Consider the following 12,139-nt stretch of genomic DNA (forward strand, 5'->3'; position numbering starts at 1 on the left):
TTCTGTATAAGCACCAATGGAAGTCAACATGGCCATTGCTAATTCTGCGTATGAATGTAATCCACTATAAGACATCATTTCCTTCCAAGAAACGGATTTCCCATTATGAATGATTTCTTCAGCGCTAGGATAGATGTGCTCATATGGTCTTTTTCTCACAGACTTTTCCCATCCTAAAGGCATTTGGACAAAAGGGTGTAGCAATATAGCTGCAGATTTAAAGGTGCTTGGTAGTTGTTCTAAAATTGGTGATTTGTCATCTAGCCAAATGTAATCCAACAAAATATAACCTCCTCTTAGACTTTGAAATGTACGGATTCCCGCATTATGTTTTTTTGTATTGATTGTATCAAATATAAAGCGCTGCATGAAATATATCTCAACATAAAAGTAAGAATAAATAAAATGAAGTTTTCATAAATAGTAAAAGGGTGCTTATGTCATCAGTATAGCTAAGAAATGTTGTTACATATGAGAAGAGCGTGTTAATAAAATATGAGGTGGTTAAATGGGAAATGAGCAAGTGAAGTCTGTAAAGAAAGAAAAAAAGTTATGTCTTTGTATGATCGTCAAAAATGAGTCTAGAATTATGGAAAGATGTTTAAATGCAACAAAATCAATTGTAGACTTTGTTTCTATTTGTGATACTGGATCGACGGATAATACGCCTGAAATTATTGAAAATTGGTGTAAGGAAAATGAGATACCTGGGACGGTTCATCATGAGCCGTTTAAAAACTTTGGTTATAACAGAAGCTTAGCTGTTTCGTTAGCGCAAAAAACATACCCAGAAGCAGATTATTTATTAATATTAGATGCGGATATGATTTTAGAGGTTGATCCGAATTTCGATAAAACGAGCTTAACGGAAGATCATTATCTTACATTACAATATGATGTTCATATTAAATATTGGCTTACACGTCTTTTGAAAGCTTCTTTACCATGGAAATCTGTCGGTGTTACTCATGAGTATTGGGATATAGATCGTTCAAAAGTTGGAGCGAATTACAATACGAGGGTAGCTCGGTTAGAGACTCTTGTCGTGAATGATCCCGGAGATGGCGGGAGCAAAGCTGATAAATTTGAAAGAGATGAGAGGTTGTTGTTACAAGGAATAAACGACCCAGAAACAACGCCAGATTTGCATATAAGATATTTATTTTATTTAGCTCAGACTTATTTTCATTTAAGTCAATTTGAGAATTCAATTAAATGGTATAAAAAACGAGTGGAAGCAGGAGGATGGGTTGAAGAGGTATTCTATTCGTTATTGCGAATAGGATTTTGTTATGAGCAGTTAGCAAATCGTTCAGCAAATAAACAAAATGAAGTGACAGATGCTGATGAAAAAGAAACTGTTAAAGGGCAAGAAGAGCAATATTTAGCATTAGCTGTTTTTTATTTTCAAAAAGCTTGGGAATATAGACCAACCCGGGCTGAACCATTATACCAACTTGCAAGGTTGTATCGATTACGATCTCAAAACAATATTGCTTTGATGTATGCTCTGCAAGGGAAGGAAATTCCTTTTCCAAAGGATGATCTACTATTTGTAGATTATCATGTGTATGATTACTTATTTGACTATGAAATTTCTATTAGTGCTTTCTATATACCTCATAAAAAACATTTAGGGGCGGTGTCGCAAAAGTATTTGGAATCGATAAAAGAAAAGATTCCATTTCATATAGCAAATATAGTAGAGAATAATGCGAAATTTTATTAAATACATTTTCGATTAAAGGAGTAGTGGAGTAATCATGGAATTAATGCGATGGGCGATTGAACTAGGAGAATCGGTGCATGGAAATACGTATGAAGAATTGATGCCACTACTAGACTATTATTATGATCGTGATCATTTAAAAGCGTATTGTATCGCAAATCTTCTTTTAAATATGGATGTATTAGATGAGGACCGGGAAAGAATCGAATTAAGAAGATGCATTGCTGCTTATTATGCTGGATTATATAAAGTAGCAAGAAAACATGCAAATGAGTTGGTACTTAAACATCCAGATGTAGATTTATATAAAAATAATTTAAGATTAATGGAAGTTTATTTGAATAAAGAATATGATTATTGTCTTTTTATATGCCCAAAGACATACGGTAGTTTCATAGATGTTGCGCGAGCTTTAAAGTGGCGGTTGGAGCAGGAGGGAAATACAGTAATTATATCAGAAACAATACTGGAAAATGCAAAGAATACAGTTGTTTTTGGAGCACATACATACGCATATAACCCGAATCTTCTTCCGAAAGATGCAATTATTTATAATTTAGAACAGCTATACGAAGGAAGTCCATATGCGCATCCCCTTTATTTAATATTATTAAAAGATAGAGTGATTTGGGATTATAGTAAACAAAATATAGAATGGCTTCAACAAAAAGGGGTAGGAAAAGAAATAAAACATGTAGAAATGAACTATGCTCCAACTTTGGAAATAAAAAAAGATGCGTTTGAAGATGAGATTATTGAAGATATTGATATTCTGTTTATAGGTGCTCTTAATCCGAGGCGACAAGCTATTTTTGATCATCTAAAAGCGATTGCCCCGAATTTAAATATAGTTTTTAAAAATAATGCGTGGGGAATTGTTAGAAATGAATTGATTGCTAGAGCTAAAATTATATTAAATATTCATTTTTACTTATCAGGAATTCTTGAAACACCTCGCGTGTCTTATGCAGTTGCGAATAAGAAATTTATTATTTCCGAAAATAGTAATCCAGAAGATGAGGTAGAGTGGCCAGGAATTGTATTTACTCCGTACGAAAAAATAATTGAAAACGTAATGAAATATATAGAATTACCAGAAGAACGGAAAAGATTAGCGGAAAAGGCATATAATCATTTTGAAGCAAATGAAAGTTTAGGTACATTGAGCATGAGAGATGAAACAAAGTAATTGTACGAAACTCATACGAAAGTATGAGTTCTTTTTTGTTTATCATACTATTTTATGAAACAAGTTAACTCTTTATATTGTATTTCGTATAGAAATTTCTGATAATATATAAGTAGAACTTGAAAACAAAGGGGAGAAATAATCATGAAACTAGTCGTTATTAACGGTACACCAAGAAAATTTGGTAGAACTCGCGTGGTGGCAAAATATATTGCGGATCAATTTGAAGGGGAATTATATGATTTAGCAATTGAGGAGTTACCTTTATACAATGGAGAAGAGTCGCAACGTGATTTAGAGGCAGTAAAAAAATTAAAAACGTTAGTGAAAGCTGCGGATGGGGTTGTATTATGTACACCAGAATATCATAATGCGATGAGCGGTGCGCTGAAAAACTCTTTAGATTACTTAAGTAGTAGTGAATTTATTCATAAACCAGTTGCATTGTTAGCGGTTGCTGGTGGCGGTAAAGGTGGAATAAATGCATTAAACAGCATGCGAACGGTCGCTAGAGGTGTTTATGCAAATGCAATTCCAAAACAAGTTGTGCTTGATGGATTACATGTGCAAGATGGTGAACTTGGGGAAGATGCAAAACCATTAATTCATGATGTAGTTAAAGAATTAAAAGCATATATGAGCGTATATAAAGAGGTGAAAAAACAACTAGGAGTGGAGTGATATGTCCTCACTTTATCATGATTCTCGTTTGTATTACATTCTAGGAGCCAATAGTCTATCTGCTATTGGTTCCGGAATTGTTATGATAACGATTCCTTGGCTGTTAATTAAAGAGAGTGGAGGAGAGACAACATTTGGTTATGTTTCTATCATTGCAACCCTCATTATGTTTTTATTAACACCATTCATTGGGCAAAGTATTGATCGTTTTTCAAGAAAATCTTTATTGCTATGTAACGAAGGAATCGGAATAGCCGTAATCGGAATAATGGTTATATGGGGATTTGCTGGGCAACCTTATCATTCTATTCACTATATTCTTATTTATATAGCCGGATCATTCTACTATTTATTATTTTATCCTACAATATTTGCGTTCAACCAAGAGATATTTCAAGCAGAACATTATAAAAGTTTAAGTGGAACGATGGAAATACAAGGACAGTTAACACAAGTTATTTCTGGAGCGGCCGCGAGCTTCTTAATTGAAATTGTATCTTTGAAGTGGATTTTGTTAGTAGACATGTTAACTTTTGCTGGAGCATTTTTTCTTTTCTTATGTATACCGTACGTAAAGAAAAAAGAAGTGAAAAGAAAAATAACATTTAAGAAGCAATTGTTTGAAGGAATTCACTTTATGAAAAAACGTCCTAAGCTCTTTTGGTTCTTACTGGCCACTTATATGCCGTTTATAGGTGTTATGATGGCAAATTATTTAATACCAGTTTATATTTCGGATATACTTAAAGCCAATGCCTCTGTATACGCAATAGAGGGGATGATGTACGGTGTCGGAGCGGTTGTTGCAGGAATCTGTATTCCACTCATAATGAAATATGTAAAAACAGAAGTTTCAATCGTTATGACGATGTTCATTTATGTAATTTCAATTACCGCAATGATTATTGAACCTTCCGTAATTTTCTTATATGGACTTGCAATTTTTCAAGCAGTTGGAAATGCGGGTACAAGAGTGGCGAGAAATGTATTGATGATGGAGGAAATTCCAAACGAAGTAATGGGACGTGTAGACAGCTTATTTCGCCTAATTGGTACTGGAATACGAATTGTATTATTAATGCTGTTTACAGCGGGTGTATCTAAAGCCGGAGTAATGCTTCCGTTTTACGTATTAAGCTGCATATTGATCTTCTCATTAGGAATCGCTATTTATTATGTACTATCACAACGTAAAGTAGCGGCGAATGTTTCTAATAAATCAATCATTTAAAAAAACACTTCTGCCTCCCTTTCTTTTTCTATATAATAAAAAGAAAGGGAGTGCAAACTTATTTATGAACAAATGGATCTTTCTTATCATTTTATTATTACCGCCACTATACATCATTTATATGACGTTTCGAATGAACAAAGTTGCTCGTGAAAAGTTGAGCTATCACTCTCCGTACGTTCTTATACTGGGTGCAAAGTTATTTGGAGATAGACCGTCTTTATCTCTTCAAAATCGTTTGGATGTAGCGTTGGAATATTTATTTTCCCATCCTGAAGCGAAAGTAATTGTTTCAGGTGGTCAAGGAGAAGATGAAGATATACCGGAAGCTCACAGCATGAGAAACTATTTAATGGTACACGGTATAGATGAGAGTCGTATTTTAATAGAAGATCAATCTACAAATACGTATGAAAACTTAAAGTTTAGTATGGATTTATATAATGTGAAACATGCGGTAGTTGTAAGTAATACGTATCATTTATATCGAACGAAAATAATTGCAAAGCGTTTAGGCATGAAGATGGAGGCACTAGCTGCTGAAACACCAATTCGTTCTAAGAGAAAAATGTATGTTCGCGAATATGCTGCTATTATGAAAACAATATTGTTCGACCGTTAGAGCTCAAATGTGAGCTCTTTTTTAATTTAAAAGCGTATCATTTGAAATGAATGCCATATTCCATCAAAATAAAGGAAACAACAGTAAAGGAGTTGTATTTGTGATTCAATTTAATCATGTGTCAAAATCGTATGAAGATGGCACGAAAGCAGTGGATTCATTGCATTTAGAAATTAAAAAGGGAGAATTTTTTGTTCTCATCGGTCCGAGTGGTTGCGGGAAAACAACGACAATGAAGATGATTAATCGTTTAATCGAAACGACTGAAGGATCGATTTTAATCGATGGAAAAGATATTCAACAATATAATATAAACGAATTACGTTGGGATATAGGATACGTGTTGCAACAGATTGCTTTGTTTCCTCATATGACAATTGCTGAAAATATTGCAGTTGTTCCTGAAATGAGGCAATGGAGCAAAAAAGAAATTAAAGCACGCGTCGATGACTTGTTACATATGGTTGGATTAGATCCGGATATTTATCGAAATCGTATGCCTGATGAATTGTCAGGAGGACAAAAACAACGTGTCGGTGTCGTGCGAGCATTAGCTGCAAACCCGAAAATCGTTCTTATGGATGAACCATTTAGTGCGTTAGATCCATTAAGTAGGGAACAGCTTCAGAAGGATATTGTACAGTTGCAAAAAAAGATTCAAAAAACAATCGTATTCGTAACACATGATATGCAAGAAGCATTATCACTTGGAGATCGCATTTGTATTATGAAAGAAGGAAAAGTTGTTCAACTAGATACACCAGAAGGAATTATACATAATCCGAAAAATGAATTTGTAGAGGAATTCATTGGAAATCGTGGGCGAACTTGGTATCAGGGGAAAAGTATAGCAGATGTATTGCCACTTGATCAAAGTGTGCAATTAGAAGGGCAGGCGCTATCATTACATTCTTCTTTACAAGAAGCGTTAGTTCGTGTGCGTGATGAGGAGGTCGTTCCAGTTGAAAAAAACGGTCAATATATTGGAGCGTTAACAAGTCGTCACATTGTCAATTACATTGTTGAACAAATGAAGGAAAGAGGCTAAACAGTGACTAATTTTATACAAACGTTCCAAGAACGAAAAATAGAATTACTAACTGCATTAAGTGAGCATTTACAAATATCGCTTATTTCATTATTTTTTGCAGTAATTATAGCGGTGCCACTTGGCATCTTATTAACAAGAAAAGAACGAATGGCTGAATTTATAATAGGAACTTCTGCAGTAATGCAGACAGTGCCATCACTTGCATTACTCGGACTATTAATTCCATTAGTAGGAATCGGAAAACTTCCAGCGATTATCGCATTAGTTGTGTATGCACTATTACCTATTTTACGAAATACATATACAGGAATAAGGGAATTAGATGAATCTTTAATAGAAGCCGCGAAAGCTATGGGGATGAATAGTTGGAGAAGATTGTGGAAGGTAGAACTTCCTCTTGCATTGCCTATCATTATGGCTGGTATTCGTACAGCGATGGTATTAATTGTTGGAACGGCTACATTAGCAGCTCTCATTGGTGCAGGTGGGCTCGGTAAGCTTATACTATTAGGTATAGATCGAAATGATCATGCGCTTATCATTTTAGGGGCCGTACCAGCCGCGTTACTCGCTTTATTCTTTGATATAGTACTTCGCATACTTGAACGACCGAAACGCTCTTCTAAGCGTGTTATATTGACGATATGTATTGTTTGTATAATGATTGCTTCTCCATTTCTTTGGAGTACAGAAAAGAAAGATATTGTTATTGCGGGCAAACTTGGATCAGAACCTGAAATTTTAATTCAAATGTATAAGCAGCTTATTGAACAAGATACAGATTTACACGTACAATTAAAACCAGGTCTTGGGAAAACAGCATTTGTATTTGAAGCGTTGAAATCAGGAGAAGTAGATATATACCCAGAATTTTCAGGAACAGCTTTATCTACTTTCGTGAAAGAAGAACCAAAGAGTACAAATCGTGATGAAGTATATGAGCAGGCTCGCATTGGAATGGAAAAGAAATATAATATGATTATGTTGAAGCCAATGGAGTATAACAATACATATGCACTAGCTATGCCGAAAAAAATAGCAGATCAAAAGAATATAAATACAATTTCTGATTTAGGGAATGTTGCGCAGGAAGCCAAAGTAGGATTTACATTGGAATTTGCTGATCGTGAAGATGGTTATAAAGGAATGCAAAAATTATATAACTATAAGTTCTCGAATGTTAAAACGATGGAGCCGAAGCTGCGTTATAGCGCAATTGAATCTGGAGATGTTAACGTAATTGATGCATATTCAACAGATAGTGAATTGGAGCAATACGGACTGAAAGTGCTAAAAGATGATAAAGGGTTATTCCCACCTTATCAAGGAGCACCATTATTAAGAAAAGAAACGTTACAGAAATATCCTGAACTTGAAAAGGTATTAAATAAATTATCTGGAAAGATTACAGATGAAGAAATGCGAAAAATGAATTATGAAATTAACGTAAATGGTAAAAGTAGTGAAGAAGTCGCAAAACAATTTTTACAAAAAGAGAAGTTACTTCGTTAAATTTACAAGAAATATACAAATTTATATGTTTGAAATGGCCGTTCATTACAAAATGAGCGGTTTTTTTGTGCATACTTATACATTTTTTCAAAAAAGTATTCCATTTTTGCTCATTTTCTTTTAGAATAAGTAATGTTTTCCTGAAAAAATATAAGAGAAACGTCTATTAGAGAAAAAGGTGACTTTAATAGTTGAACGAACATAACACCTAGAATGACAGATGGGGTGGTACAAATAGAAAAGAAGTTAGGATTTTTTCCATTAATCGCATTAGTAGTTGGAACAATGGTTGGTGGCGGTGTTTTTAGTTTACCGCATGATTTAGCAGTAGGAGCAAACAGTGGTGCAATAATAATTGGCTGGTGTATTACAGCGATGGGAATGATTCCACTTGCGCTCGTATATCAAACGTTAGCAAGACAAAAACCGGAACTTGAAGGTGGAATTTATAGTTATGCACGTGCTGGTTTCGGTGAATATATTGGATTTAATAGTGCTTGGGGATATTGGCTAGCAGGAATCTTAGGTAATGTCGCAACAATTATGTTACTGTTTAGTACATTAGGTTATTTCTTTCCAATTTTCAAAGGAGGAAATAATGTTGCGTCTATCGTTGGGGCATCACTTTTATTATGGACACTTCATTTTTTAATTTTATTTGGAATTCGTGAAGCTTCTATTATGAATGTGATCGCAACAATAGGGAAGTTAGTTCCAATCGTTTTATTTATTGTTGTAATGGTAACAGCCTTTCGCTGGGACACATTTACACATGATTTTTGGGGAGAAGGAACGATCTCACTTTCCGCTATACTTGGTCAAGTGAAAAATACAATGCTTGTAACACTTTGGGTTTTCATTGGAGTTGAAGGAGCAGTTGTATTATCTGGAAGAGCGAAGAATAGTCGAGATGTTGGAAAGGCAACAGTATTGGGACTTATTTTAGTAATGTCCATTTATATTTTAATTTCTGTCCTGTCAATGGGAGCTATGACAAGAGGCGAACTTTCTGTGTTAGAAACCCCTTCAATGGGGCATGTATTAGAGCACGTTGTTGGTCCATGGGGTGCAGTTGCGATTAACATCGGATTAGTTGCTTCACTTGTCGGTACATTAATTGGTTGGTTTTTACTTGTTTCTGAAATTTCTCATGTGGCAGGAAAAGATGGCGTATTTCCGAAAGTCTTTACGAAAACAAATAAAAAGCAAACACCGCACATGGCATTATGGATTTCAAATGGTGTTGCCCAAACTATATTTATCATCGTTTTGTTTTCGGAATCAACATATCAAATTATGTATTTCATTGCCTCAACATCAATTTTATTACCATATTTATTATCAGCGTTATTCCAATTTAAATTAGTCATTACAAACGAGCTAAAAGACGCTAAATTAAAAAACGGAGCGTTAGCTTTAATTGCTTCTATTTACTCTGTATGGCTTCTTTATGCAGCTGGTTTAAAGAATTTACTACTCGTTTCAATTGTGTATGGAATTGGAATTATTGTTTACACATTTGCAAGAAAAGAACAAGGGAACCGTTGCTTTGTAGGTGCAGAGAAGTATGTGATGTGGGCAATTATTGTTGCGGCTATCACATCCATATATATGTTATTAACTGGAAATATAAAAATGTAAAAAGTCCTTTTCATTTAAAGGGCTTTTTTCTTTGTTTAGAGAATATTTACTACATAAGATATTCAGGAGGGATGAGAATGGAAGAAAAAGAACAGTTGTCTAGAATAATTGATTTAGCTAGTGAGTTAAGGAAAGTATTAGTGCAAGAATCTTTTTTTAATCATCATCCTGAACTAAGAGGAGTCATTGAAAATTTAGCAAGTTCTGTTGAAAATTTGGCGGAATTACAAATAAGTAAAGATGAAAACGCTGAAGATCGATTACGTTACGTACTTGCGAAAATGAAAATTGCTCATAATGCAATTTTACAGGAGAAAAAAGCATTTCCTTCTCATTAATATAAGTTTTTATTTTGAACCTGGCGGATAACGTCAGGTTTTTTATTTCTAGTTTTTCGTTTCTTTCATACACTAAGAATAGTATGAAAAAAGAAGGTGACTAAGGTGAAATTACATAAAGCTCTTCAGCCAAGTTTTATAAAACGAATGTACTATATGAGATTTTTAGGGAAATTTACAAAAGCTGAGAAAGAGAAGAGTGGAGAGAATTTCTTTGTACAATGCTTATCGCCAATACCATTCACTTTACAGGAACAATTTACAAATGAACCATATGTATTTGAAGGGTTATGTAGTAATAAAAAGAATGAAAAAATCTTTTCGGAATTAAAGAAGAGGAAATTAGAAAAGCAACTAGTAATGTTTCGTCTTTATTATGAAAGAGGAAATGTATACGTGGAGTTAATATGTACAGAAGAACCGAAAGAAATAGCAAGCAGCTATAAAATGATTCCGGCACCTAAAGTTACAAATAATAAAAAAAGAGAATCTTTAGAACGAAAACTTAGCAACGGTTATTTATCATTTCTTATGCCAAAATTTCCGAAAGACTTTGAGCCTCCCGAATTATTGTGGCACGATGGAAGACTTTACGGAAACATATCCCTAAAGTCATCAATTAGCTCAATTGCCTATTTTGAACAGAAACGTGAATGTAAATATATAAACTGCAGTGACTGGACGAAGTATGTAGAAATAGCGGTAGAAGATCAATTATATTTTGTAAGTGATTATGTGTATGAGCAATTAAAAAAACGAATGCATGAAGAAGGTAAGCTAGTTGAAGTAGAGGATATAAAAGTACAAAAAGATGAATGGGAATGGGATGAGCGTGAATCGTCTTTTTTACAGTATGTACAAAGTATGGTGCATAATAAAGGGTTATATTTGGATGAAACGGATATTTATAATTTCCATATAAGTGTAAAAACAAATATGTTAACGATTCTTGGTGGTATACCGGGCGTTGGGAAATCACGGTTTGTGCAAACTTATGCAGAAGCATTAGGGTTACAGTATGGGGAAGAGTTGGTTTGGATTCCGATTTCGCCATCGTATCAAGAACCACATGATTTACTTGGTTACCTTCATCCAAATGGTACTTTTATTGAAAGTGAAACGAAGTTAGTTAGGACGTTAATGAAGGCGAAAGAAAATCCAAATCAACTGTATATAATCGTTTTTGATGAAATGAACATGTCTCATATTGAGCATTGGTTTACTCCGTTTCTATCTGTTCTTGAACTTGAAACAAAAAATCGTATTTTAAACTTGTATGAGGGTGTACAGGACATAGAGAATTCAATTCCATCAACAATTGAAATTGGAGAAAATATTATATTTGTAGGTACTGTGAATTTTGATGAAACAACAAAAGAGCTCTCTGATCGATTATTAGATCGAACGAACCTAATAACGTTACAGAAAATTCCGTTTTGTGAGATGGACATGGAACAGGGGAAAGTCGTATTACATCCACCTTTGAAAGTAACAGCGGGAGAATTTCGGATAAATTGGATGAGAAATAAAGCGATGATTGAAGTGTTTTCTGAAGAAGAATTAGAGCTATTAGATAAGTTGCATGTCGTATTGTCATCACATGACGCGTCTAAGGGAATTTCTTTCCGATGTGCAAATGCAATTGCGACTTATTTGCAAAACATACCGTTCCAAAATAATCATACCTATATGATCAGTAGAGAAGAGGGGTTTGATTTACAAATAAAGCAGCGTGTATTGACGAAAATCAGAGGGACCGAAATGATGGTTGGGCCTTTACTTTCTGAAGAAGCAAAAAGGGGGGCGACCTTAGTACCTCTTTTGCAATCTGCACTTGCAAACAGAGTATCTACATTTGAACACTCTTTAGCATATATACGAGAAAAACGTAGAGAACTGGAGCTGTATGGATATGCAAAATGAAGGGCGTTACGAAACAAAAATCGTTGATACGAATGAAACGCTCCCTTTTGTATTAAAGTTAATCATTGGAAATGAGGGGAAAGGAGATTATATTTTATTAAATCGTCTTTGTACATCTACTACAGCATTAGTTCAATGTATTTATAAAGTACAAGAATTAAAACCAATAAGATTGCAGTACAATTATGAAATTCCAATGAATATTACTTTTATATGGAATAA

At 34.2% G+C, this 12,139-nt stretch carries 11 protein-coding genes and 1 pseudogene; 11 read left to right on the forward strand and 1 reads right to left on the reverse strand.

Annotated features, from left to right (window positions below):
* On the reverse strand, positions 1-369 hold a 369-nt coding region (locus ACQGSG_RS21975), incomplete at its 3' end, for a DUF2711 family protein (RefSeq protein WP_426948009.1).
* A 139-nt stretch (positions 370-508) separates the two neighbouring features.
* Here ACQGSG_RS21975 and ACQGSG_RS21980 point away from each other — a divergent pair.
* The 11 genes and pseudogenes from ACQGSG_RS21980 to ACQGSG_RS22030 all read left to right on the forward strand — a co-directional run.
* Positions 509-1,729 (forward strand): glycosyltransferase, encoded by a 1,221-nt coding sequence (locus ACQGSG_RS21980; RefSeq protein WP_000526236.1) that lies wholly within the window; start codon positions 509-511, stop codon positions 1,727-1,729.
* Positions 1,730-1,763: 34 nt separating this feature from the next.
* Complete coding sequence (locus tag ACQGSG_RS21985; RefSeq protein WP_000422325.1) at positions 1,764-2,918, forward strand: hypothetical protein; 1,155 nt, start codon at positions 1,764-1,766, stop codon at positions 2,916-2,918.
* A 144-nt stretch (positions 2,919-3,062) separates the two neighbouring features.
* Complete coding sequence (locus ACQGSG_RS21990) at positions 3,063-3,599, forward strand: NADPH-dependent FMN reductase (protein WP_000780355.1); 537 nt, start codon at positions 3,063-3,065, stop codon at positions 3,597-3,599.
* A gap of 1 nt (position 3,600) precedes the next feature.
* Positions 3,601-4,830 carry an MFS transporter gene (locus ACQGSG_RS21995; RefSeq protein ID WP_098295730.1) on the forward strand — a complete coding sequence of 410 codons (1,230 nt, stop codon included), beginning with the start codon at positions 3,601-3,603 and terminating at the stop codon, positions 4,828-4,830.
* Positions 4,831-4,894: 64 nt separating this feature from the next.
* The gene (locus ACQGSG_RS22000; RefSeq protein ID WP_001045713.1) at positions 4,895-5,452 is read left to right on the forward strand and encodes a YdcF family protein; all 558 of its coding nucleotides are present in this window, start codon (positions 4,895-4,897) and stop codon (positions 5,450-5,452) included.
* Between the two features lie 100 nt (positions 5,453-5,552).
* Positions 5,553-6,500 (forward strand): ABC transporter ATP-binding protein, encoded by a 948-nt coding sequence (locus ACQGSG_RS22005; protein WP_098207630.1) that lies wholly within the window; start codon positions 5,553-5,555, stop codon positions 6,498-6,500.
* A 3-nt stretch (positions 6,501-6,503) separates the two neighbouring features.
* Positions 6,504-8,015, forward strand: coding sequence for an ABC transporter permease/substrate-binding protein (locus ACQGSG_RS22010; protein ID WP_325842624.1), 1,512 nt, complete (start codon positions 6,504-6,506; stop codon positions 8,013-8,015).
* Between the two features lie 213 nt (positions 8,016-8,228).
* On the forward strand, positions 8,229-9,656 hold the full coding sequence (locus tag ACQGSG_RS22015) for a basic amino acid/polyamine antiporter (protein ID WP_000129448.1): 1,428 nt from the start codon (positions 8,229-8,231) through the stop codon (positions 9,654-9,656).
* 77 nt (positions 9,657-9,733) lie between these two features.
* Positions 9,734-9,994: a hypothetical protein gene (locus ACQGSG_RS22020; RefSeq protein WP_000391445.1), complete on the forward strand. Its 261-nt coding sequence runs from the start codon at positions 9,734-9,736 to the stop codon at positions 9,992-9,994.
* Positions 9,995-10,099: 105 nt separating this feature from the next.
* Positions 10,100-11,917, forward strand: coding sequence for an AAA family ATPase (locus ACQGSG_RS22025; protein WP_000766197.1), 1,818 nt, complete (start codon positions 10,100-10,102; stop codon positions 11,915-11,917).
* A pseudogene (locus ACQGSG_RS22030) lies at positions 11,907-12,139 on the forward strand (hypothetical protein); the annotation flags it as partial. The gene ACQGSG_RS22025 and the pseudogene ACQGSG_RS22030, both read left to right, overlap by 11 nt.

Origin of the sequence: Bacillus sp. GMa5/1 (genome assembly GCF_050172015.1) — a bacterium.
GTDB classification, from domain to species: Bacteria; Bacillota; Bacilli; order Bacillales; family Bacillaceae_G; genus Bacillus_A; species Bacillus_A cereus.

What these genes read in the sequence shown, in the direction of transcription:
- ACQGSG_RS22000 (WP_001045713.1), top strand. Translation starts at nt 4,895, where the DNA reads ATGAACAAATGGATCTTTCTTATCATTTTATTATTACCGCCACTATAC.
- ACQGSG_RS21985 (WP_000422325.1), top strand. Translation starts at nt 1,764, where the DNA reads ATGGAATTAATGCGATGGGCGATTGAACTAGGAGAATCGGTGCATGGA.
- ACQGSG_RS21990 (WP_000780355.1), top strand. Translation starts at nt 3,063, where the DNA reads ATGAAACTAGTCGTTATTAACGGTACACCAAGAAAATTTGGTAGAACT.
- ACQGSG_RS21995 (WP_098295730.1), top strand. Translation starts at nt 3,601, where the DNA reads ATGTCCTCACTTTATCATGATTCTCGTTTGTATTACATTCTAGGAGCC.
- ACQGSG_RS22015 (WP_000129448.1), top strand. Translation starts at nt 8,229, where the DNA reads ATGACAGATGGGGTGGTACAAATAGAAAAGAAGTTAGGATTTTTTCCA.
- ACQGSG_RS22020 (WP_000391445.1), top strand. Translation starts at nt 9,734, where the DNA reads ATGGAAGAAAAAGAACAGTTGTCTAGAATAATTGATTTAGCTAGTGAG.
- ACQGSG_RS21980 (WP_000526236.1), top strand. Translation starts at nt 509, where the DNA reads ATGGGAAATGAGCAAGTGAAGTCTGTAAAGAAAGAAAAAAAGTTATGT.